The following is a 22,069-nucleotide window of genomic DNA, read 5'->3' as shown; positions in this document are numbered from 1 at the left end:
CCTCCACCGCCTCCGCCCCCACCGCCGCCACTGCTGGACGACGACGAGGACTGCGAGGCGGTGTAGGCGCCGATCGACGACGACAATGCCGACTCGAAGCTGTCGAAACTAGCACCTCCGCTGGTCGCGGTGTGCCAGCCGGTGCCCGACGACGAGTGGTACCAGTCCGGCTGCGGATCGACCTGACCGGTCGCGGTCTGGTACTTGCGCGCCCACAGCGCGGCCACCCCGCCGGCCACCGCGAACGGGATGTAGGCGGTGTAGAGGTCCTTGCGGGCGGCGAAGTCGAAGCGCGCCTCGGCCGAGTCGGTGGCCAGCATCCGGTGGAAGCCGCCGACCTGCGACCACAGTTCGCGTCCCGCGGCGGTGCGCCTGCTGCCCACGCCGTCGGTCCAGGACCTCGCCGAGAACAGGAAGAACAGCGCGAACGGCAGCCCCCACAGCGTGGCCGGGGACCAGATGAAGGCGCAGACGGCGAGCACCAGGGCGAGGAAGTTGAAGAACCGCAGCCAGAGTTCCTTCGAGCGCTTGACCATCAGCCCGTCGAAAGCCCATTTCTTGACCGACGCCGCCATGTCCTCCTTGGCCTTGGTCAGCTTCTTGCCGGCCGCCACGGTGCCGTTGGCGTCGAAGCGGCCGTCCGGCCCGATCACCTTCAGCGCCCCGCCGACGTCGATGCTGACCGGGTCGACGTCGGCCCACGCCGCCGACGGCGCACTGCCGGTGATGGTCCACTTCTTGTCGCTGACCTGGTGCAGCCTGATCAGCTTGCGTTCGGCGAGGTAGAACAGCGTCGCGGTCAGCCCGTTGGCGGGCACCTTCTCGGTGCGGATGTATTCGCATTGCACCGGGCCCAGGCCGGCCGGCGGCGCGTACTGCAGTGGAAAGCCGGGGGCCGGCTCGACCGTGGTCCGCCACCACAGGAAGGCACCGAGCGCGGCGGCCACCGACGTCCCCAACACCCACAGCGCGGTGGGCAGCGACCGGCCCAGTACCGGGTCCCATCGGTAGGACCATGGCAACTCGGCCCGCGGCGGGGTCGGCACATCGACTGCGGCGCGCACGGTGACCGGTGTACGCGGATCCAGGTTGCTGGCCGCGAGGCGGACCCGGTCCCCGCTGACAGTGAGGCCGTCGCAGGCCCGGCCGACGCCGTAGCCGACCGAACACTGGGCGCCACTGATGCCACCGGGAAGCGTCACCGAGATCTCGGCCCGCTCGATGACGTTGTTCCAGCCCGGTGCGACGACGTTCCAGAAGAACGCCGACCGTGACGACGGGTCACCGGTCGACGACGCGAACTGCTTGCCGGCGCCGGTGTCGCCCGGGTCGAGGACGCCGTCGATGCTGTAGCGAATCCGGTAGACGTGGGTGCCGTAGTCGAGGTAGCTGTTCGGATCGCCGATCTTGGCCACCCGGAAGCGTTTTCCGCTCTGCCACTGCAACGTGAACGGCACGGGCTGGTCGTCGAGCAGGATTTCGGTGACGTGCGGCTCCTGGCGGACACGCGGGCTGTTGAGGTTGGCAACGTCCCAATACCGGAAGATGCCGTGCCGTCCGCTGGGGAACCGCCCGGTGATGATCTCGGTGGCGTCCAGCCGGCCGTCGCGGTCGACGACGAACTCGGCGCGGTAGTCGGTGATGACCACCGGATCCGATGGCGGGCCGCCCTGCGCACTGCCGGTGAGTACCAGCGGCCACAGCAGCCCGATGACGATGAGCAGGACGGCGATCGAGACCCAGATGATCCGACCGGTCCACTTCATCGCGCCTCCCCCGTTTCGACGAGTTTCACCCTATGTGCAACGGATCGATCTGTACCCGGACTGCGTCGTGGTCGTGGCGGGCGCTGGCGATCGCGACGGCGCTGCGCAGCGAAGCGGCCAACGCCAGCCCCTCGTCCCGGCCGACCCGCACCAGCATCCGGATGACGGGTTCACCGGGGGCGGTGGCGGGAGGCCGGCGGACCCCCGGCGGCAGGTCGACGGGGCCGAGCTGGTCGGCGTCCTCGGGTAGTTCGGCGTGGTCCAGCAGCGCACCGACCGCGGCCGCCCCGCCGTCGACGGCGGCCATGTGCACGCTCGGCGGCAGCCCGACCTCGGCGCGGGCCTCCAGCTCGGCTTCGGCATGGCCGACCGGATCCCACTTGATCAGCGCCTGCACGGTCGGGATGGCCGATTCGGCGACCACCGCCACCACCCCACCGTCGCCGCGGGGCCGTACCTGCGCGGCGGCGGCCATCCAGCGCCGCAGGGTGTCCTCGGCCGCCCGCAGGTCCTGGCGGCCCAACAGCGCCCAGCTGTCCAGCAGCAGCGCAGCGCCGTAGCCGCCCGCCACCCGGGGCTCGGCGCCGGGAGTGGCGACGACGAGCGCCGGTCCCGGCTCGATCTCGGTGTGCACCGCATCGCCTGCCGAGGTGATCACCGTGGTGCCCGGGAAGGCCCGCCCCATCTCCTCGGCGGTTCGCCGCGCGCCGACGACCACCGCGCGGATCGCGTCCGAGCCGCAGCGCCGGCAGCGCAGCGCGGTGTCCATCCGGCCGCACCAGCGGCACACCGCTCCGGCGGCATCCCGCTCGGACAGCGACAGCGGCCCCATGCAGTGTCGGCAGCGGGCGATCGTTCGGCACCGGGCGCACGCCACCGACGGCACGTAGCCCCGTCGCGGCACCTGGATCAGCACCGGCGTCTCGCGTTCGAGTGCACCACGCGCTGCGCGCAGAGCCAGGGACGGCAGCCGCGCTGAGCGGGCAGCCGGGTCGCGCTCCTCGGCGAAACCCTCGTCGTCGAGGGCCACCACCCGCGGTGCCGCCGCCCGCACCAGCGGCCGGGCTGCCACCAGGTCGTGCGCCCAGCCGCTGCGTACCAGCGCGTGCGCCTCGGCGGTGCGGGCAAAGCCGCCGATCACCGCCGCGCAGCGCAACTGATGTGCGCGCAGCATCGCGACCTCGCGGGCGTGCGGATACGGGGCGCGGGGTTCGGCCAGGGTGTCGTCGCCGTCGTCCCAGACGATCACCAGACCGAGGCGCTCGACGGGCGCGAACACCGCGCTGCGGGTGCCGATGACCAGGCGGGCGTGTCCCCGCAGCGCCGACAGCCAGCGCCGGTAACGCGCCGACGGCCCGAGGCCTGCCGACAGCGCGACGACGGCAGCCGGGTCGATCCGGGCGGTGGCGGCCTGCCACAGCGCGTCGATGTCGCGCTGGTCGGGAACCACCGCCAGCACTCCGTAGCCGCCGCCGACCGCGGCCGCGGCGGCTTCGGCGATCCGCTCGTACCAATGTTCACCGGGCAGCGCCTGCCACACCGCGCGGGCAGCCCGGCCTTCGCCCAGCGCGGCCAGGAACTGGTCGCCGCGGCCGTACCGGGCCCACCCTGCCGGGTCGACCGGTTCGACGACGGGCAGCAGCGGCGCCTCCGCCTGCATCTTCTCGGCGCGGGCGTGCCGCGGCGGAATGGCCAGCCGCAGCACGTCCGGACGGGTGCCCGCGTAGCGAGCGGCCACGGCGTCGACCAGTCGGCGTACCTCCGGGGTGAGCACCGGCTCGGCCGAGATCACCCGGTCCAGCCAGCCCAACTGGCCTACATGGTCGGTGTCGGACCGTCGCTCGAGCACGAAGGCGTCGACCAACCTGCCGTGGAAGCGCACCCGCACCCGAACCCCGGGTTGGGCATCGTCGGACTGTTCGGCCGACACCAGGTAGTCGAATTCACGGTCCAGGTGCGGCACCGACAACATCGGCAGCACCCGGGCGATGGGTTCGTGCTCGGCGGCTCGCCGGATCGGCATCGTCGAAGACTAACGACGACGCCGACAAACGTTCAGTCGCCGGCCCTGCGGCCGAAGAAGAAGCCCGCGGTGATCAGCACCTGCGAGGTGGCGTACGCCCACCAGATCGGCACCTCGAGTGCCTGCGAATCCAGCACGAACCGGCCGATGCCGATCATCCCGTCGGACACCGCGAAACACACCGCCCCAAGCGCGGTCCACGGGGTGGGCAGCCGGGCGATCAACGCCGCGCACACCATGGCGGCCAGCACCGCCATGTAGACCATGACCGGGATGGTCAGCCCGTCGGACACCAGCCGCGGCCAGAACCAGACCAGCAAACCCACGCAGCCGACAACGACGACGGCCGACGCGACCAGCCGGGGCGTCGTCGGTGCGCGCAGCGGCAGCAATGCGCCCAGGAAGCAGAGATGAGCCACCAGGAACGAGCCGAGGCCCAGCACGAACGACGGCTGCCACCACGGCATCGCGAGGAAGAAGTCGCCGCACGCCGAGAGCAGCAGCGCCGCGACCAGCCAGCGCCGCTCCCGGACGAGCGGATGCCACAGCGCGGCCACCGCCAGCAGTACGGCCATCAGCGCCTTCGCGGCGGGCTGGCCGGGGAACCGGCCGGTGAGCTCGGCATTGTCGGGCAGCCGCAGCGCCTCGACGGCCAGGAAGACGCCGTAGCCGATCGCGACCGCGGCACCGGCCGCCCACCAGGTTGTCAGCGTGCGTAAGTACGGTGATTTCATGCCCAGCTCGGACACACCGCCGGTCGATGCCATCCTGCAGAAGGTACTGGACGCGGTGCCCTTCAAGTTGACCGTTGACGGCGGGATCGATGAGGCGCGCCGCCGCCTGCGCAATCTCCCGCGCCGTCCGGTACACCCGGACCTGCGGGTGGAAAACCACCAGATCGACGGCCCGGCAGGCCCGATTCCGATCCGGGTGTACTGGCCCGTCGACGTCGAGACTGAATCAGATCCCGGGTCGCTTCGCTCCTGCCCTCCGCCGCCGGTGACCATGTACTTCCACGGCGGCGGTTTCGCCGTCGGCGATCTCGACACCCACGACGGCACAGCCCGCGAACATGCCGTCGCCGCAGGCACCCTGGTTGTGTCGGTCGACTATCGGCTGGCCCCGGAGCATCCCTACCCGGCCGCGGTCGACGACGTCTGGGCGGCCACCCGGTGGGTGGCCGACAACGCCGAGCGCTTCGGCGCGGACGGTTCGCGGCTGGCGGTGGCCGGCGACTCGGCCGGCGGCACGCTGTCCGCGGTCGTGGCCCAGCTGGCCCGGGACAACGGCGGCCCGCCGATCGCCTTCCAGCTGCTCTGGTACCCGTCGACGATGTGGGACAACTCGCTGCCGTCATTCGCCGAGAATGCTGACGCGCCGGTGCTCGACAATGCCGCCATCGAGGCGTTCACCAGGTGGTATGCCGGCCATGTCGACCTGACCGACCCGCCCGCGGGCCTGGCGCCGGGCCGCGCCGCCGACCTCTCCGGTCTGCCCCCGGCCTACATCGCCGTCGCAGGCCATGACCCGCTGCGCGACGACGGCGCCCGCTACGCCGAACTGCTTGCGGCCGCAGGTGTAACAGTCGAGCTGCATTTGGCCGACACATTGGTGCACGGCTACCTCGGTTACGCCGGGGTGGTGCCGGCCGCCACTGAGGCGACCGACCGTGGATTAGCCGCTCTGCGCGCAGCGTTGCACGCCTGAGCGGACGAAAACGCACGGCTAGCAGCAAACCTTGTCGGGACCGTCCGGACAGGCCAGAATGGCACCAATCGCCACAATCGGGAGGATCTACCCCATGAACATTGCTGAAGCCGCCGGAGCCCGGCGCACGCTCGGCATCTGTCTCGGCGCTGTCGCAGTCGGTCTGGCATCGGCCGTCATCGCCGCTCCGGCCGCCGTCGCGGCGCCGGACTGCAGCAAGCCCGCCGTCGACGCCCAGGTCGCCCAGTCGCAGGGCGCGATCCAGGGCTACCTCAATTCGCACCCGGACGGGCAGCGGATGCTGATGACCGCGGCACTGCAGCCGCGCGCCCAGGCGTCTGCCACCCTGCAGGCCTACGCCCAGTCGAACCCGCAGGAGTACCAGGAGTTCACCGCGCTCCTGGCTCCGCTCGGAACGCTGCAGAAGCAGTGCGGCGTCCAGGTGATCCCGCCGCAGTATCAGTGGGCGTTCGACCAGTTCGTCGGCTGATCAACTCCGCCTCACCAGTACAGCCCGGCCGTTATGACTCGACGGCCGGGCTGACTGTTTGATGCCTGCACCACGAACGCACCGGGTCCTGGAGTGGCTCACCCAGCAGAGCGCTCAGGCATCGGCCACCCCGGAGTACGGTTCCTGGCTGCTGGGACGAGTCTCGGAGAGCCAGCGCCGCCGCCGTATTCGAATCCAGGTCATCCTCACGGTCTTCGTGGTGGTGGCCAACCTCATCGGTGTCGCCGTCGCGATGTCGGTGATCACCGTCGCCATCCCGGTGCCCAACATTTTTGCCGGCCGTGCCCACGTCATCACGACGGTCGTGGCTCCGGCCTACGTGGTCGTCGCGGTCATCGTCGGATGGGTGTGGGCCACCCGCCGCATCCTCGACGCGTTGCGGTGGTCGATCGAGGACCGCACCCCGACTCCCCGCGATCAGCGCAACACCTTCCGCGCCCCCTGGCAGTTGACCGTTATCCCGTTGGTGCTCTGGGGTGTTGGCGCGGCGTTGCTGACCACGCTGTACGGCATGGTCGACACGGGATACATCCCCAAGATGCTGTTCGGGATCACCTTCAGCGGGATCGTGGTGTCGGCGAGCTGCTACTTCTTCACCGAGTTCGCGCTGCGCCCGGTCGCCGCCCAAGCCCTCGAGACCGGCACGCCCGAGCACCGCGGCGGCCCGGGAGTGCTGGGCCGGACGATCATGGCGTGGGTGCTGGGATCGTGTGTGCCCGTCATCGGGATCGCACTGGCGGCGGGCTTCACGCTGACACTGCGCAACATGACGGTCACCCAGCTTTCGGTCGCGGTGCTGCTGTTGGCCGGTGCCGCAGCGATTTTCGGCTTCATCCTGATCCTGATCGCCTCCTGGTTGATCGCCACACCGGTTCAGGTCGTGCGCGCCGCGATGCAGCGGGTCGAGGACGGTGATCTCGACACCCATGTGGTGGTGTTCGACGGCACCGAGCTCGGTGAACTGCAGCGCGGGTTCAACCGGATGGTCGAGGGATTGCGCGAACGTGACCGGGTCCGGGATCTGTTCGGACGCCACGTCGGGCGCGACGTCGCGCGGGCTGCCGAACAGCGCAACATCAACCTCGGCGGCGAAGAGTGTTCGGCCGCTGTGTTGTTCGTCGATATCGTCGGATCGACTCAAGTGGTGGGCAGCAGGCCGCCGGTCGAGGTCGTCGAGTTGCTCAACGAATTCTTCGGCGTCGTGGTCGACGAGGTCGAGCGCTGCGGCGGGCTGATCAACAAATTCGAAGGCGACGGCGCACTGGCGGTGTTCGGCGCACCGGTGGCGCAGGAGCACCCCGAGACCAACGCGCTGGCCGCCGCGCGGGCGATCGCCGATCGCCTCCGCCGCGACGTGCCCGACATCAACGTGGGCATCGGGGTGGCGGCGGGCATCGTGGTGGCCGGCAATATCGGCTCTCACCACCGTTTCGAGTACACCGTCATCGGCGACCCCGTGCACGAAGCGTCCCGATTGTGCGAGATGGCCAAGAAGACCGGCGCGGGGGTGCTCGCGTCCGCCCCCGCCCTGGAAGCAGCCGACGCCGCCGAGCAACGCTTCTGGACATTGGGCGACGAGGTCGTGCTGCGCGGCCGCTCGTCGCCGACCCGGCTGGCCGTCCCTGCGGAATGATCTCGGCTTTCCGCCGCTTGTTCTGGTTTGGCATTCCAACAGCTGGACAACGCAACGGAGGAACCCCATGACGACACCCCTGGCCGGCAGGCGCGCACTGGTCACCGGCGGCTCGCGCGGTATCGGCGCCGAGATCGTGCGGCGCCTGGTCGCCGACGGCGCCGCGGTGGCGTTCACCTACCAATCGTCGGCGCAGACGGCTCAGGCCCTGGCCGACGAGCTGGTCGCCGCGGGTGGCAAGGTCGTCGCGATCCAGGCCGACAGCGCCGACCCGTCCGCCGTCACTGCCGCGGTCGACGAGACCGTCGCGGCCCTGGGCGGGCTGGACATCCTGGTCAACAACGCCGGTATCGCGTCCGCCGGGCTGATCGAGGACTTTCCACTCGAGGAGTTCGACCGGCTGCTCGCGGTCAACGTGCGCGGTGTGTACGCAGCGATCCAGCGCGCCGTCCCGCATCTGGGTGAGGGCGGCCGGATCATCACCATCGGCAGCGTCAACGCCGACCGGGTGCCGATGAACGGGCTGGCGGTGTACGCGCTGACGAAAGCGGCGGTCGCCGGCCTCAGCCGCGGTCTGGTACGCGAGCTCGGGCCGCGCGGTATCACGATCAACACCATCCAGCCCGGGCCGGTGGCCACCGACATGAATCCCGAGGTCGGTGGGTTCTCCGACCAGGTGCGGCCGTTCATTGCCGTCGGCCGCTACGGCCAGCCGCGCGACATCGCCAGTGCGGTGGCCTATCTGGCGTCACCGGAGGCCGGTTACGTCACCGGCACCACCTGGAACGTCGACGGCGGTTTCGTCATCTAGCGCCCGAGGCGCCGCGGACTAGACCGAGTTCTTCAGGTCGTCGACCTTGTCGAGGCGCTCCCACGGCAAGTCGATGTCGGTGCGGCCGAAGTGGCCGTAGGCCGCCGTCGGCGCGTAGATCGGGCGCAGCAGGTCGAGGTCGCGCACGATGGCGCCCGGGCGCAGGTCGAACACCGCGGTGATGGCCTTCTCGATGCGGGCCGGGTCGACGGTCTCGGAGCCGAAGGTCTCGACGAACAGGCCCACCGGGGCGGCCTTGCCGATCGCGTAGGCGACCTGCACCTCGACCCGCTCGGCCAGGCCGGCGGCGACGACGTTCTTGGCCACCCAGCGCATGGCGTACGCGGCCGAGCGGTCCACCTTTGACGGGTCCTTGCCGGAGAACGCACCGCCGCCGTGACGGGCCCAGCCGCCGTAGGTGTCGACGATGATCTTGCGGCCGGTCAGGCCGGCATCACCCATCGGGCCGCCCAGCACGAACTTGCCGGTCGGGTTGACCAGCAGCCGGAAGTCCGAGGTGTCCATCGTGTCGTGGCCGAGGTCGGCCAGCACGGTGTTGACCACTTTCTCCCGGATGTCCGGGGCCAGGGTGTTCTCCAGGTCGATGCCTGCGGCGTGCTGCGTGGAGAGCACGACGGTGTCCAGCCGTACCGGCGTGGTCCCCTCGTACTGCACGGTGACCTGAGTCTTGCCGTCGGGGCGCAGGTAGTCCAGCACGCCACTCTTGCGTACCTCGGTCAACCGGCGGGCCAGCCGGTGCGCCAGGGCGATCGGCAGCGGCATGAGCTCGGGAGTGTCCTTGATGGCATAGCCGAACATCAGCCCCTGGTCACCCGCGCCCTGCAGGTCCAGCGGGTCGCCGGCCCCCTCGACGCGGGTCTCGTGGGCGGTGTCCACACCCTGGGCGATGTCGGGCGACTGCCGGCCGATGCCGATGTTGACGCCGGCGGTCTCGCCGTCGAAACCCTTCTCCGAGGAGTCGTAGCCGATGTCCAGGATGCGCTTGCGCACGGTGTCGTTGATGTCGGCGAACGCTTCCTTGGCCGAGGTGGTCACCTCGCCGATGACGTGCACCTGACCGGTCGTGACGGCGGTTTCCACCGCGACGCGGGACTTCGGGTCCGCGGCAAGCAGCGAATCGAGAATCGAGTCGCTGATCGCGTCACAGATCTTGTCGGGGTGTCCTTCGGTGACCGACTCGCTGGTAAACAGCCGACCTGTGCTCACAGTGTTTTCCTTTCAAGAACTTAGTTCGGCGAATCTTATATTCGCCCCTGACAGACCAAACCGGCACGGTACGTCCCGCGCAAGGCTTCTGCGCACATTTCTTCCTCTTGCGACGCTAGGCCTCGCGCCGCAGGAGCATCGCGATCGCGTCCACGATACGGCTTGCCATCAGCGTCTTCGACCCGTGCTCCAGCGCGGACTCGCTGCCGTCGGCGCTCAACAACCATCCGTCGTTGTTGTCCACCTCGAACGCCCGGCCCTCGCCGACCGCATTGACGACCAGCAGATCGCACCCCTTGCGGGCCAGCTTGGCCCGGGCGTGGAACAGCACGTCACCGTTCGCGTCGCCGGTTTCGGCGGCGAAGCCGACAATCGCCCGCATATTCGGCAGCTGCCCGTCGGCGCGCTGTTGCACCGCCCCGGCCAGCACGTCGTCGGTACGCACCAGGTCGATCGCCGGCCCTTCGGTCACGTCGAGCTTCTTCTTGATCTTGCTGGTGGCCACGTGGGCGGGCCGGAAGTCGGCGACCGCGGCGGCCATCACGAGTACGTGGGCGTCCGGCGCGTGCTTGGTGACGGCCTCGTGCAGCTGCTCGGCGGACGTGATGCGCAGAACATGTACGCCGGCCGGGTCGGCGAGCCCGGCGGTGTTGCCGGCGATCAGCGTGACGTCGGCGCCACGCTGGGCGGCCACCCTGGCCACCGCGTATCCCTGCTTGCCCGAGCTGCGATTGCCGATGAAGCGGACCGGGTCGATCGCCTCGCGGGTGCCGCCCGCACTCACCAGGAGTTTGATGCCGCTCAAATCGAAGGGCATGGCGTCGGCGCGGGCCAGCAGAAGCTCGGCGAAAGTGGTGATCTCCTCCGGCTCGGGCAGCCGCCCGGGGCCGGTGTCGGCGCCGATGAGTCGCCCGGAAGCCGGTTCCAGCACCACCGACCCGCGGCGGCGCAGCGTCTCCACATTGGCGACGGTCGCCGGATGCAGCCACATCTCGGTGTGCATGGCCGGTGCGAACAACACCGGGCAGCGGGCCGTCAGCAACGTCGCGGTCAGCAGGTCGTCAGCGCGGCCGGCGACGGCGCGGGCCAGCAGGTCCGCGGTGGCCGGGGCGACGACGACGAGGTCGGCTTCCTGCCCGAGCCGGACGTGCGGGACTTCGTCGACATCTTCGAAGACGCCGGTGCGGACCGGATGCCCGGACAAAGCCTCGAACGTGGCAGCGCCGACGAACCGCAGTGCCGATTCGGTGGGGATGACGCGGACGTCATGGCCGGCCTCGCTGAGCTGGCGGACCACTGAACACGCCTTGTAAGCGGCGATGCCACCGGCGACGCCGACGATGATCCGCTTGCGGTTCATCAACTGGCCCGGGCTTCTGGGCTACTCGCCTTCGGTGTGCTCGAGGAGGTCGCCGTGGATCTCGCGCATCGAGATCGACAGCGGCTTCTCCTGAAGGCCGGGCTCGACCAGCGGGCCGACGTATTCGAGGATGCCGTCGCCGAGCTGGTTGTAGTAGTCGTTGATCTGCCGGGCACGCTTGGCCGCATAGATCACCAGCGCGTACTTGCTCGACACCCGGTCCAGCAACTCGTCGATGGGCGGGTTGGTGATGCCCAACGGCGTGTCATAGGCGGTTGCGGCACCCGGGGCCGGATCGTAGTGATCCGTGCTGGCTTGCGTCACGTAGAACTTCTTCCTGGCGGATTGTGGGTCTGACTCGGTCTGGTGAGGCGGTGTCTCACGCCGGCTTCGGGGGCTGGATTGTCATGAATCTTCGCGGCCCACCAGCAAGGATACCAATTCAGCGCAGGCCGACTCCAATTGGCTGTTCACGACAACCACGTCGAACCGGCCCTGAGCTGCGAGCTCGGCCCGGGCGGTGGCCAGACGACGCTCGACCTGCTCTTGGGTTTCGGTGCCCCGACCGGCCAATCGCTGTTCGAGAGCTTCCCAGCTGGGTGGCGCCAGGAACACGGTCAACGCCTCGGGCATCGCCCGTTTGACGGCGTCGGCGCCGGCCAGATCTACCTCGATCAGAACCGGGTGACCGGTCTCGGCGGCCTCGGCCACCGGCGCGGCCAGGGTGCCGGAGCGCTGCAGACCGTTGTGGATCTCTGCCCATTCGAGCAGCTCACCATCGTCGATCAACTGCTGAAAACGTGCGGGGGTGACGAAGTGGTAGTCGACGCCGTCCACCTCACCCGGGCGGCGGGCCCGGGTGGTGGCCGACACGCTGAAATGCAGGTCGGGCACCTGCTCACGCAGGCGGCGGACGATCGTCGACTTCCCTACCCCGGACGGCCCGGACAGCACCACCACTCGGCCACGGCCGCGGTGGTCAGGCGTAGCGCCCGCGCTGTCCGGCCCTCCGCCGGCATTCACCGACTGTCTAGTCAGCGGTGAAGTCGAACTTTTCCAGCAATGCCTTGCGCTGCCGATCGCCGAGTCCGCGCAGACGGCGGGTCGGGGCGATCTCGAGCTCGGTCATGATTTCCTGCGCCTTGACCTTGCCCACCTTGGGCAGGGCTTCCAGCAGTGCGGAAACCTTCATCTTGCCGAGGACCTCGTCGGTCTCAGCGTCCTTGAGCACCTGCTTGAGGTTGGTGCCACCACGCTTGAGCCGATCCTTGAGCTCAGCTCGTGCGCGACGCGCGGCAGCAGCCTTCTCCAACGCGGCTGCACGCTGCTCGTCGGTCAACTGGGGAAGGGCCACGGGTTCCTCCGTCTCATCACCATCATTGTTTTGCCTGGGCCGGGTACTTCAGCCAGCGACGCCGACCGTACCCACGCTCTCTGACGAAATCTAACCCCACCCCCTGCTTACCGGTGCAAAGCCGCAGGATATGGCCCAAGATCACCTTGTTCGGACAGCTGTCGAGACAGCCGTCCGCCCACTCCGGGGCGGCGCGCCGATCTTCGCGAGCAGGCCGCAAAATGTGGCGCCACCTGCATGTTCTTGCCCGCCGGGTGGTTCGCCCGGGACCGGACACCCGTCCGACCGGATGGGTCGGGGCCGAATTTCACCTCACAGGCAGGTCACGGCGTGTCGGGCGTGTCGAGACGGCCCCGTCCGCGCGCTTACCGCACGCACAGCTGAGCGAAAGATTTTGCATAGCCCAGCTACCTAACGTGGGCGATGTCGGGGTGTTCAGCGAGAAATTCGACCCTCGAAGGGGCGTGCCATGTCCATCACACATTCCACCAGGGCTGCTGCACTGGCAGTCGGGATCACCATCGCGGGGCTGTCGGTGGGAGCGGCGCCCGCGCTGGCCGATCCCGGCCGAGGCCCCGGACCAGGCCCTGGCCAGTGCGGTTTCCAGGGCTGTCAGGGACCCGGCCAGCGTGGCGTGGGCGGACCCGGAGGCGATCGCCGCGGACCTGGCCCGGCGGACTGGCGCGGCGGCCCTGGTGGCGGGCCTGGCGGCCCGCAATGGCGCGGGGACGACGACCGCGGCTGGCGGCCCGGCCCGCCGCCGCCCGACCTCGGGTGGCGCGGGATCGACCAGGGCCGCTGGGACCATCAGCCGTTCAACTACAACGGCAACTGGGTCAACCCGGTGTTCGACCAGGGCTACCAGGCCTGGGGCTTCTGGCTGTTCGGGGTGTGGATCCCGCTGTAGAGCTCCGGGGGCTGGAGCGCAGCGACCCGGGGAATGACTCAGGCGAGGTAGGCCACCGCGTCACGCAGCTGCTCGGCTGCCGCCCGGATCGCCGCGACGTCCGGCCCGGCGCGCAGGACCTCCCGGCTCACCGCAGGCAGCACCTGCCCGGGTAGGGCGCCCCCGAGACCGCCGAGCGTCTCGGGGCGTCCGCCCTGGGCGCCGACGCCGGGCACCAGCACCGGCCCGCCGAGCCCGCTGAGGTCGGGCACCACGTCCAGCGTGGCGCCGACCACGACGCCGACCGAACCGAGCGGTGACCGGCCCCGATTCAGCGCGGCGGCGTCGTCGACGATCGCCTGCGCGACGGTCCGTTCCCCTGCCATGGCCCGCTGCACCGAGGCGCCTTCCGGGTTGGACGTCGCGGCCAGCACGAACACGCCGCGGCCGTTGTCCGCGGCGAGCTCGAAAAGCGGTTGCAGTGAACCGAACCCGAGATAGGGCGAGGCGGTGACGGCGTCGGCGGCCAGCGGGCCTTCGCCCGCCCACGCTTGCGCATAGGCCGCCATCGTCGACCCGATGTCGCCGCGCTTGGCGTCGGCGAGCACCAACACACCTGCCTCGCGCAAGGCGGCGATCGTGGTCTCCAGGACGGCGAAACCCGCTGAGCCGTAAGCCTCGAAGAACGCCACCTGCGGCTTGACGATCGCGAAACCGGTGTAGGCCGCCACACAGATCTCGCTGAACCGCGCCAGACCGTCGGCGCTGACCGGCAGGTCCCAGGCCCGCAGCAGTTCCGGGTGCGGGTCGATGCCCGGGCACAGCGGACCGCGCTCGCCGATCGCCGCGGCCAGCCGGGCGCCGAAGGTCTCAGTCATGAGCCATCTCAGTCATGACCCAGCGCGGCGTGCAGTTCCTGGAGCGAGCGCACGTCGATGTCATCACGGATGCCGGCCTCGATGCCTTGCACGGCCGCCGAGGCGCCCTGCACCGTGGTGATGCAGGGGACGTTCATCGACACCGCGGCCGAACGGATCTCGTAGCCGTCGATGCGCGGCCCGGAGTTGCCGTACGGGGTGTTGATCACCATGTTGACGTCGCCGGCGAGGATGGCGTCCACCGCCGACATGGCCGGGCGGCCGTCGCCCGGCTCCTCGAAATGCTTGCGCACGACGTCGCACGGAATTCCGTTGCGCCGCAACATCTCCGCGGTGCCTTCGGTGGCCAGCACGCGGAAGCCGAGGTCGGCGAGACGCTTGACGGGGAAGACCAGCGAACGCTTGTCCCGGTTGGCCACCGACACGAAGATCGTCCCGGTGCTGGGCAGCGACCCGTAGGCGGCGGTCTGACTCTTGGCGAACGCACTGCCGAAGTCGCGGTCGATGCCCATCACCTCACCGGTGGATTTCATCTCCGGCCCGAGCAGCGAGTCGATACCGGTGCCGTCGGCCTTGCGGAACCGGTGGAACGGCAGCACCGCTTCTTTGACCGCGATCGGGGCGTTCGGCGCGGGGGTGGCGCCGTCGCCGGTCGCGGCCAGCACACCTTCCGCGCGGAGCTGGGAGATACTGGCGCCCAGCATGACTCGTGCGCAGGCCTTGGCCAGCGGCACCGCGGTGGCCTTGGAGACGAACGGCACGGTGCGGCTGGCGCGCGGGTTGGCCTCCAGGACATAGAGGATGTCGTCTTTGAGCGCGTACTGCACGTTGAGCAGTCCGACCACCCCCACACCGTGCGCGATCGCCTCGGTGGCCCGCCGCACCGCCTCGATGTCGCTGCGGCCCAGCGTCACCGGCGGCAGCGCGCACGCCGAGTCGCCGGAGTGGATGCCGGCCTCCTCGATGTGCTCCATCACGCCGCCGATGTAGACCTCGGTGCCGTCGCAGAGCGCGTCGACGTCGATCTCGATGGCGTCTTCGAGGAACCGGTCGACCAGGACCGGGTGTTCGGGTGAGAGCTGGGTGGCGCGGGTGATGTAGCCGTGCAACGTCTTCTCGTCGTACACGATCTCCATACCGCGCCCGCCGAGGACGTAGGACGGCCGGACCAGCACCGGATAGCCGATCCTGGCCGCGATCTCGCGGGCCTGCTCGAAGCTGGTGGCGGTGCCGAATTTCGGTGCGGGCAAGCCGGCTTGGTGCAGCACCTGCCCGAAGCGGCCACGGTCCTCGGCCAGGTCGATCGCTTCGGGCCGGGTCCCGACGATCGGCACCCCGGCGTCGGCCAGCCGCTGCGCCAGGCCCAGCGGGGTCTGGCCGCCGAGCTGCACGATCACTCCGACCACGCCCGGGCCACCCTGCCCGGACTGCGATTCGGCGTGGTACACCTCGAGGACGTCCTCGAACGTCAGCGGCTCGAAGTACAGCCGGTCGGCGGTGTCGTAGTCGGTGGACACCGTCTCGGGGTTGCAGTTGACCATCACGGTCTCGAAGCCGGCCTCGCTCAGCGTGGTCGCGGCGTGCACGCAGCTGTAGTCGAACTCGATGCCCTGCCCGATCCGGTTCGGCCCGGACCCCAGGATCAGCACCTTGGGCCGCTCGGTCTGCGGGGCCACCTCGGTCTCGGCGGCGGGATCCAGCTCGTAGCTGGAGTAGTGGTACGGGGTCTTGGCCTCGAACTCCGCGGCGCAGGTGTCGACGGTCTTGAACACCGGGTGGATGCCGAGCCGCTGCCGCAGCGCGCGGACGCCGGCCTCCCCCGCCAATTCGGTGCGCAGCGAGGAGATCTGACGATCTGACAGACCACTGTGCTTGGCCCTGCGCAGCAGGTCCTCGTCCAGAACGGGGGCCTCGAGCAGCTCCTGGCGCAGCGCCACCAAACCGGCGATCTGCTCGACGAACCACGGGTCGACACCGGATGCCGCCGCGGTGTCTTCCACGCTGGCGCCGAGGCGCAGCGCCAGCTCGATGTCGTAGAGCCGGCCCTCGGTCGGGGTGCGCAACCGGTCCAGCACCTCGTCAACCGCACCGTCGTCGTCACGGCCGGTCCAGAAACCCGCGCGGGTGGTCTCCAGCGAGCGCATCACCTTTCCGAGCGCCTCGACGAAGTTGCGACCCAACGACATCGCCTCACCGACCGACTTCATCGTGGTGGTCAGCGTCGGGTCGGCGCCGGGGAACTTCTCGAACGCGAATCGCGGCGCCTTGACCACCACGTAGTCCAGCGTCGGCTCGAAGCAGGCCGGCGTCTCCTTGGTGATGTCGTTGACGATCTCGTCGAGCGTGTAGCCGATCGCGAGCTTGGCCGCGATCTTGGCGATCGGGAAGCCGGTGGCCTTCGACGCCAGTGCGCTGGACCGCGACACCCGCGGGTTCATCTCGATCACGATGAGACGGCCGTCTTTCGGGTCCACCGCGAACTGGATGTTGCAGCCGCCGGTGTCGACGCCGACCTCGCGCAGGATCGCGATGCCCAGATCCCGCATGACCTGATATTCGCGGTCGGTCAGCGTCATCGCCGGGGCCACCGTCACCGAGTCACCGGTGTGCACGCCCATCGGGTCGAAGTTCTCGATCGAGCACACCACCACCACGTTGTCGTGGTGGTCACGCATCAACTCGAGCTCGAATTCCTTCCAGCCGTAGATCGATTCCTCGATCAGCACGTTCGCGGTGGGCGACGCAGCGAGCCCGTCACCGGCCATCCGCTCGACGTCCTCGACCGAGTACGCCATACCCGAGCCCAGACCGCCCATCGTGAACGAGGGCCGCACGACCACCGGCAGACCGAGATCGGCGACGGTCTCCCGGACTTCGGCCATGGTGTAGCAGACCCGCGACTTGGCGGACTCGCCACCAACTTTGGCGACGATGTCCTTGAACTTCTGCCGGTCTTCGCCGCGCTGGATGGCGTCGAAGTCGGCACCGATCATCTCGACGTCGTAGCGCTCCAGCGTGCCGTTCTCGTACAGCGCCACCGCGGTGTTGAGCGCGGTCTGGCCGCCCAGGGTGGCCAGCACGGCGTCGATCTTGTTGCCGCGCGCCGCCTGCTGGGCGATCACCTTCTCGACGAACGCCGGGGTGATCGGTTCGACGTAGGTGTGGTCGGCGTACTCCGGGTCGGTCATGATCGTCGCCGGATTGGAGTTGATCAGGATGACCTCGAGGCCTTCCGCGCGCAGCACGCGACAGGCCTGGGTGCCGGAGTAGTCGAATTCGGCGGCCTGCCCGATGAGGATCGGGCCGGAACCGATGACCAGGATGTGTTTGAGGTCGTCGCGACGTGGCATCTACTTCTCCCCCGCCATCAGGTCGATGAATTGGTCGAACAGGTAGTTCGCGTCATGTGGGCCTGCCGCGGCCTCCGGGTGGTACTGCACCGAGAACGCCCGTCCGTCAACGAGTTTGATGCCCTCGACGACGCCGTCGTTGGCACAGGTGTGGCTGACGATCGCCGGCCCGAAGTCGGTGTCGAAGACCTCGCCCGCTTCGCCTTCCAGCGCGAAGCCGTGGTTCTGCGCGGTGATCGCGACGGTGCCGGTCTGGTGGTCGATCACCGGCACGTTGATGCCGCGGTGCCCGAACACCATCTTGTAGGTGGACCGGCCCAGCGCCCGGCCCAGGATCTGATTCCCGAAACAGATGCCGAACAGCGGGATTCCGGCGCCGAGTACCTCACGGGTGACCCCGACGATGTGGTCGGCGGTCGCCGGGTCGCCGGGGCCGTTGGACAAGAACACCCCGTCCGGACGTAGGTCGGCGATCTGCTCGAATGTCGCGTCAGCGGGCAGCACGTGGGTCGCGATGCCGCGTTTGGCGAAGTTGCGCGGGGTGTTGGTCTTGATGCCGAGGTCGATGGCCGCAACCGTGAACCGTTGCTGCCCTTCGGCTTCCACGGTGTACACCGCGTCGGTGGATACCTGACCGGCCAGGTCGGCGCCCAGCATGGAGGGCTGGTTGCGAACCCGGCTGAGCAGTTCCTCGGTGCCGGCCAGTGCCGGTCCCGAGAACACCCCGGCCTTCATCGAGCCTTGGCTGCGCAGGTGGCGCACCACCGCACGGGTGTCGATGCCTGCGATCCCGACGATGCCCTGCCGTTTGAGTTCGTCGTCCAGGGTGCCGGTCGCGCGCCAGTTCGAGGCGCGCGGCGACGGGTCGCGCACGACGTAGCCGGCCACCCAGATCTTGTCGCCACGGCTCTCGGCGTCCTCGTGGTTCCAGCCGGTGTTGCCGATCTGCGGGGCGGTGGCCACCACGATCTGGCGGTGATAGCTGGGGTCGGTGAGGGTCTCCTGATAGCCCGACATCCCGGTGGAAAACACCGCCTCGCCGAGAGTCTCTCCGAGCGCACCGAATTCGGTGCCGGTGTAGACCCGCCCGTCCTCCAGTACCAGATGGGCTTTACCCGTCACGCTGCTTCTCCTGTTGTCGTCCACCGGGCATAGTCGCGGCGGTCGTCGCCGCGAAAACCCGTATCAATCTCGGTGCCTGACGGCAGCCGCCACCGAATCGCCAGGATCCCTGCCTGCGAGTCGGACTTGTTGCGGCCGCCGGGGATGACCTTTCCCGCCAGTCCGCGCTCGGTGCGGATGGCGGTGATGGCATCCTGCGGGATCCAGATCGGCGTCGCGCCGGAGCGCTCGAGCAGGATGCCCTCGGGGTAGCGGGTCAGCACCGCCTTCGACCGATACCCTAGATCGCCGGCGGCGATGCGCTCCAGCCAATTAGGCGCCAGTGTGCTACCCACATAGAGCCCGCGGGTTGGTGCGACAGTCGCCGAACCGAGCATGTCCGGCAGCGCGGGCAGTTCGCCCAGCAAGTCATGTTGCCGACGAGCCCGTCGCTTCCAGCCGCGCAACATCCGGCCGATCAGCACACCGATGATGACGACGATCACGAACGCGAAGACGAACGATCCGATCGCCGTGCCGGTATTCATGCGGGGCTCTTCCCGTCCCGCGCAGTGACCACACCGCGCAGCAGGGTCGCGGTGACCGTGGCGGGCAAGGTCATCGATGCGAACGGCGTATTGGCCGAGCGGCTGGCCAGGTCGGCTCCATCGACCACCCAGGTGGCGTCGGGATCGACCACGACCAGGTTGGCCGGCTCGCCGACCTCGAGCGGGCGGCCCTGGTCGTCGAGCCCGACGATGCGGGCCGGGTTCTCGCTCATCACCCGTGCCACGCCGCGCCAGTCCAGCAGCCCGGTCGCCACCATCGTCTCGACGACCACCGACAGCGCGGTCTGCAGACCCAGCATGCCCGGCCGGGCCTTGGAGAACTCGCAACACTTCTCCTGCTCGGCGTGCGGTGCGTGGTCGGTGGCCACGCAGTCGAGCACCCCGTCGGCAAGCGCCCGGCGCAGGGCTTCGGCATCGGCGGCCTCGCGCAGCGGCGGGTTCACCCGGTTCACCCCGTCGTAGCTGGCCAGCCGACTGTCGTCGAGCAGCAGGTGATGCGGGGTGACTTCGGCTGTGATCGAAATACCCTGTTGTTTAGCCCATTTGATGAGTTCGACCGTGCCGGCCGTGGAGGCGTGGCAGATGTGCACCCGGGCGCCGGCGTCGCGGGCCAGTAGTGCGTCACGGGCCACGATCGATTCCTCGGCGGCCCGCGGCCAGCCGGCCAGGCCGAGTCGCGCGGCGTTGGGGCCTTCGTGCGCGACGGCGCCGACGGTCAGGCGCGGTTCCTCGGCGTGCTGGGCGATCAGCACGCCCAGGCCGGTGGCGTACTCCAGCGCCCGACGCATCACCAGCGGGTCGTCCACGCACACACCATCGTCGGAGAACAACTTGACCTGGGCGACCCCGCCTGCCATCAGGCCCATCTCGGTGAGCTGCTTGCCCTTGAGCCCTACGGTCACCGCTCCCACCGGGTGCACGTCGACCAGGCCGACCTGCTGGCCGCGCCGCCACACATGGTCGGTCACCACCGGGCTGTCGGCGACCGGGTCGGTGTTGGCCATTGCGAATACCGCCGTGTAGCCACCCAGAGCGGCTGCGGCCGAACCGGTTTCGATGTCCTCGGCGTATTCGCGGCCGGGTTCACGCAGGTGGGTGTGCAGGTCGACGAACCCCGGCAGCAGCACCTGCCCGGTGGCGTCGATCACGTCGGCGTCATCGGGCACCGCCAGCTTGGGTCCGATCTCGGCGATCTGGCCGTCGGTCACCAGGACGTCGACCTGGTCACCTTCGCCGTAGAGCCGAACGCCCTTGACCAACACGCTCATACCGACACCGCCTCGTCCGTGCCGACCAGCAGATGGAACAGCACTGCCATCCGGACGTGCACACCGTTGGAAACCTGTTGCAGCACAGCTGATTGCGACGAATCCGCCACCGCGTAGGAAATCTCCATGCCGCGCAGCATCGGCCCGGGGTGGAGCACCACGGCATGTCCGGGCAACACCGCCTGCCTGCGATCGGACAGCCCGTACCGGATCGAGTACTCGCGCTCGGAGGGGAAGAATCCGCCGTTCATCCGTTCGGCCTGCACGCGCAGCATCATCACCGCGTCGGCGGCGGGCAGCTCGGCGTCCAGATCGTGTGACACCGTCACCGGCCAGTCGGCCACCCCGACCGGCAGCAGCGTCGGCGGCGAGACCAGCACCACCTCGGCGCCCAGTGTGGCCAGCAGCGACACGTTCGACCGCGCCACCCGGCTGTGCAGGATGTCGCCGACGATCACCACTCGCCGGCCTTCGATGTCGCCGAGGCGCTGCCGCAGCGTGAGCGCGTCGAGCAGTGCCTGGGTGGGGTGCTCGTGGGTACCGTCGCCGGCGTTGATGACCGACGGGCCTGTGCCGTCGTCCTCGAGGGTCCACTCGGCCAGTTGCTGAGCCGCACCGGATGCCGGATGGCGGATGATCAGCGCATCGGCGCCTGCGGCGCGCAACGTCAGCGCGGTGTCGCGCAGGGATTCACCCTTGGCCACCGAGGACCCCGAGGCACTGACATTGATCACGTCGGCGCTCATCCACTTGCCTGCCACCTCGAACGACACCCGGGTGCGGGTGGAGTTCTCGTAGAACATCGTGATGATCGTGCGTCCGCGCAGCGTCGGGAGCTTCTTCACCTCGCGCCCGAGCAACGCCTGCCGGAACCGGTCGGCGTTGTCCAGGATCGCCGTCGCCTCGTCGCGGGTCAGGTCGGCCGCCGAGAGCAGATGCCTGATCGTCATCTAGCCGGGCCTCCCTGCGGTGCGATCCAGATACCTTCCACGCCGTCGTCCTCCACCAACCGCACCTTGACGTTCTCGCTGCGCGAGGTGGGTACGTTCTTGCCGACGTAGTCCGCCCGCAGCGGCAGCTCGCGGTGCCCGCGGTCGACGAGGACCGCCAGTTGAACCACCCTGGGACGGCCGATGTCGCGCAGGGCGTCCAGCGCCGAGCGGACCGACCGTCCGGTGTAGAGCACGTCGTCGACGAGGATCACCAGTGCGCCGTCGATTCCGCCCGCCGGGATGGAGGTCTCCTCGAGGGCGCGGGGCGGCTTGAAGTCGAGGTCGTCGCGGTAGAGCGTGATGTCGAGGCCGCCGCGCTCCACGGTGACGCCGGAGAATTCGTGGATCTTGGCAGCCAGCCGGTTGGCGAGAGTGACGCCCCGGGTCGGGATGCCGAGGAGGATGACGCGAGGTGCATCGGGGGCGTCGAGAGCGGTCTTCTCGATGATCTGGTGGGCGATGCGGGAAACGGTTCTACCGACGTCCGCATCGGACATCAATTCGCGGTCGGTGGAGCCCACGAGCTTTCCGGACCTCCTTCTCCGCCTCTCTGGACGGATCGTTAAAGGATGTCGAACTGTCGGGCAGCGTAACACCCCTTGCCTGCGGATCCCGAAACACGCCCGTCAGTAG

At 69.3% G+C, this 22,069-nt stretch carries 20 protein-coding genes; 5 read left to right on the top strand and 15 right to left on the bottom strand.

Annotated elements, in window-relative coordinates; genetic code table 11:
* The 3 genes from BST42_RS27835 to BST42_RS27825 form a co-directional block, all read right to left on the bottom strand.
* Positions 1-1,766, bottom strand: a 1,766-nt coding sequence (locus BST42_RS27835; protein ID WP_083122940.1) for a DUF2207 domain-containing protein, incomplete at its 3' end; no start/stop codon positions are given.
* Positions 1,767-1,791: 25 nt separating this feature from the next.
* Entirely contained in the window at positions 1,792-3,789 is a 1,998-nt protein-coding gene (locus BST42_RS27830) for a primosomal protein N' (RefSeq protein ID WP_110918817.1), read from the bottom strand.
* A gap of 32 nt (positions 3,790-3,821) precedes the next feature.
* Complete coding sequence (locus tag BST42_RS27825; RefSeq protein ID WP_207569591.1) at positions 3,822-4,523, bottom strand: lysoplasmalogenase; 702 nt, start codon at positions 4,521-4,523, stop codon at positions 3,822-3,824.
* On the opposite strand from BST42_RS27825, the gene BST42_RS27820 reads away from it, so the two are divergent.
* From BST42_RS27820 to BST42_RS27805, 4 genes are all read left to right on the top strand, one after another.
* On the top strand, positions 4,522-5,496 hold the full coding sequence (locus BST42_RS27820) for an alpha/beta hydrolase (RefSeq protein ID WP_083122938.1): 975 nt from the start codon (positions 4,522-4,524) through the stop codon (positions 5,494-5,496). The two genes, BST42_RS27825 and BST42_RS27820, sit on opposite strands and share 2 nt — an antisense overlap.
* Before the next feature lie 94 nt (positions 5,497-5,590).
* The gene (locus BST42_RS27815; RefSeq protein WP_165760945.1) at positions 5,591-5,986 is read left to right on the top strand and encodes a hemophore-related protein; all 396 of its coding nucleotides are present in this window, start codon (positions 5,591-5,593) and stop codon (positions 5,984-5,986) included.
* A gap of 61 nt (positions 5,987-6,047) precedes the next feature.
* Positions 6,048-7,640, top strand: a complete 1,593-nt coding sequence (locus tag BST42_RS27810; protein WP_083122936.1) for an adenylate/guanylate cyclase domain-containing protein — start codon at positions 6,048-6,050, stop codon at positions 7,638-7,640.
* Positions 7,641-7,707: 67 nt separating this feature from the next.
* Positions 7,708-8,451 (top strand): 3-oxoacyl-ACP reductase family protein, encoded by a 744-nt coding sequence (locus BST42_RS27805; RefSeq protein WP_083122935.1) that lies wholly within the window; start codon positions 7,708-7,710, stop codon positions 8,449-8,451.
* Between the two features lie 18 nt (positions 8,452-8,469).
* Here BST42_RS27805 and metK read toward each other — a convergent pair whose 3' ends face one another.
* The 5 genes from metK to mihF form a co-directional block, all read right to left on the bottom strand.
* Positions 8,470-9,678 (bottom strand): methionine adenosyltransferase, encoded by a 1,209-nt coding sequence (gene metK / locus BST42_RS27800; protein WP_083122934.1) that lies wholly within the window; start codon positions 9,676-9,678, stop codon positions 8,470-8,472.
* Positions 9,679-9,793: 115 nt separating this feature from the next.
* Positions 9,794-11,038 (bottom strand): bifunctional phosphopantothenoylcysteine decarboxylase/phosphopantothenate--cysteine ligase CoaBC, encoded by a 1,245-nt coding sequence (gene coaBC, locus BST42_RS27795; RefSeq protein ID WP_083122933.1) that lies wholly within the window; start codon positions 11,036-11,038, stop codon positions 9,794-9,796.
* Positions 11,039-11,059: 21 nt separating this feature from the next.
* Positions 11,060-11,362: a DNA-directed RNA polymerase subunit omega gene (gene rpoZ, locus BST42_RS27790; RefSeq protein ID WP_036338010.1), complete on the bottom strand. Its 303-nt coding sequence runs from the start codon at positions 11,360-11,362 to the stop codon at positions 11,060-11,062.
* An 81-nt stretch (positions 11,363-11,443) separates the two neighbouring features.
* Entirely contained in the window at positions 11,444-12,061 is a 618-nt protein-coding gene (gene gmk, locus BST42_RS27785; RefSeq protein WP_083122932.1) for a guanylate kinase, read from the bottom strand.
* Positions 12,062-12,068: 7 nt separating this feature from the next.
* Positions 12,069-12,392, bottom strand: coding sequence for an integration host factor, actinobacterial type (mihF, locus tag BST42_RS27780; RefSeq protein WP_036338016.1), 324 nt, complete (start codon positions 12,390-12,392; stop codon positions 12,069-12,071).
* 469 nt (positions 12,393-12,861) lie between these two features.
* Between mihF and BST42_RS27775 the strand changes: the two genes are divergently transcribed.
* Positions 12,862-13,299: a hypothetical protein gene (locus BST42_RS27775; protein ID WP_083122931.1), complete on the top strand. Its 438-nt coding sequence runs from the start codon at positions 12,862-12,864 to the stop codon at positions 13,297-13,299.
* A gap of 38 nt (positions 13,300-13,337) precedes the next feature.
* Here BST42_RS27775 and pyrF read toward each other — a convergent pair whose 3' ends face one another.
* Genes pyrF through pyrR form a run of 7 tightly spaced genes read right to left on the bottom strand, consistent with a single transcriptional unit; the run spans position 13,338 to position 21,957 of the window.
* Entirely contained in the window at positions 13,338-14,156 is an 819-nt protein-coding gene (gene pyrF / locus BST42_RS27770; protein WP_083122930.1) for an orotidine-5'-phosphate decarboxylase, read from the bottom strand.
* An 8-nt stretch (positions 14,157-14,164) separates the two neighbouring features.
* Positions 14,165-17,506, bottom strand: a complete 3,342-nt coding sequence (gene carB, locus BST42_RS27765; protein ID WP_083122929.1) for a carbamoyl-phosphate synthase large subunit — start codon at positions 17,504-17,506, stop codon at positions 14,165-14,167.
* On the bottom strand, positions 17,507-18,628 hold the full coding sequence (gene carA, locus BST42_RS27760; RefSeq protein WP_083122928.1) for a glutamine-hydrolyzing carbamoyl-phosphate synthase small subunit: 1,122 nt from the start codon (positions 18,626-18,628) through the stop codon (positions 17,507-17,509).
* Entirely contained in the window at positions 18,625-19,155 is a 531-nt protein-coding gene (locus tag BST42_RS27755; protein WP_083122927.1) for a PH-like domain-containing protein, read from the bottom strand. The genes carA and BST42_RS27755 overlap by 4 nt, the downstream gene beginning before the upstream one ends.
* Complete coding sequence (locus BST42_RS27750) at positions 19,152-20,444, bottom strand: dihydroorotase (RefSeq protein ID WP_083122926.1); 1,293 nt, start codon at positions 20,442-20,444, stop codon at positions 19,152-19,154. Before BST42_RS27750 ends, BST42_RS27755 begins: the two co-directional genes overlap by 4 nt.
* Positions 20,441-21,394: an aspartate carbamoyltransferase catalytic subunit gene (locus BST42_RS27745; protein WP_083122925.1), complete on the bottom strand. Its 954-nt coding sequence runs from the start codon at positions 21,392-21,394 to the stop codon at positions 20,441-20,443. Before BST42_RS27745 ends, BST42_RS27750 begins: the two co-directional genes overlap by 4 nt.
* Positions 21,391-21,957, bottom strand: a complete 567-nt coding sequence (gene pyrR / locus BST42_RS27740) for a bifunctional pyr operon transcriptional regulator/uracil phosphoribosyltransferase PyrR (protein ID WP_083122924.1) — start codon at positions 21,955-21,957, stop codon at positions 21,391-21,393. Before pyrR ends, BST42_RS27745 begins: the two co-directional genes overlap by 4 nt.
* Between the last annotated feature and the right edge of the window lie 112 nt (positions 21,958-22,069).

This window comes from Mycolicibacterium rhodesiae (assembly GCF_002086695.1).
GTDB classification, from domain to species: domain Bacteria; phylum Actinomycetota; class Actinomycetes; order Mycobacteriales; family Mycobacteriaceae; genus Mycobacterium; species Mycobacterium rhodesiae.
The sequence above is the reverse complement of the archived record's forward strand: the minus strand, read 5'-3'. Positions and strand labels throughout refer to the sequence as shown.

What these genes read in the sequence shown, in the direction of transcription:
- BST42_RS27775 (WP_083122931.1), top strand. Translation starts at nt 12,862, where the DNA reads ATGTCCATCACACATTCCACCAGGGCTGCTGCACTGGCAGTCGGGATC.
- BST42_RS27825 (WP_207569591.1), bottom strand. Translation starts at nt 4,523, where the DNA reads ATGAAATCACCGTACTTACGCACGCTGACAACCTGGTGGGCGGCCGGT.
- pyrF (WP_083122930.1), bottom strand. Translation starts at nt 14,156, where the DNA reads ATGACTGAGACCTTCGGCGCCCGGCTGGCCGCGGCGATCGGCGAGCGC.
- carB (WP_083122929.1), bottom strand. Translation starts at nt 17,506, where the DNA reads ATGCCACGTCGCGACGACCTCAAACACATCCTGGTCATCGGTTCCGGC.
- BST42_RS27820 (WP_083122938.1), top strand. Translation starts at nt 4,522, where the DNA reads ATGCCCAGCTCGGACACACCGCCGGTCGATGCCATCCTGCAGAAGGTA.
- BST42_RS27805 (WP_083122935.1), top strand. Translation starts at nt 7,708, where the DNA reads ATGACGACACCCCTGGCCGGCAGGCGCGCACTGGTCACCGGCGGCTCG.
- BST42_RS27750 (WP_083122926.1), bottom strand. Translation starts at nt 20,444, where the DNA reads ATGAGCGTGTTGGTCAAGGGCGTTCGGCTCTACGGCGAAGGTGACCAG.
- BST42_RS27745 (WP_083122925.1), bottom strand. Translation starts at nt 21,394, where the DNA reads ATGACGATCAGGCATCTGCTCTCGGCGGCCGACCTGACCCGCGACGAG.
- BST42_RS27755 (WP_083122927.1), bottom strand. Translation starts at nt 19,155, where the DNA reads ATGAATACCGGCACGGCGATCGGATCGTTCGTCTTCGCGTTCGTGATC.
- BST42_RS27810 (WP_083122936.1), top strand. Translation starts at nt 6,048, where the DNA reads ATGCCTGCACCACGAACGCACCGGGTCCTGGAGTGGCTCACCCAGCAG.
- BST42_RS27815 (WP_165760945.1), top strand. Translation starts at nt 5,591, where the DNA reads ATGAACATTGCTGAAGCCGCCGGAGCCCGGCGCACGCTCGGCATCTGT.
- BST42_RS27830 (WP_110918817.1), bottom strand. Translation starts at nt 3,789, where the DNA reads ATGCCGATCCGGCGAGCCGCCGAGCACGAACCCATCGCCCGGGTGCTG.
- coaBC (WP_083122933.1), bottom strand. Translation starts at nt 11,038, where the DNA reads ATGAACCGCAAGCGGATCATCGTCGGCGTCGCCGGTGGCATCGCCGCT.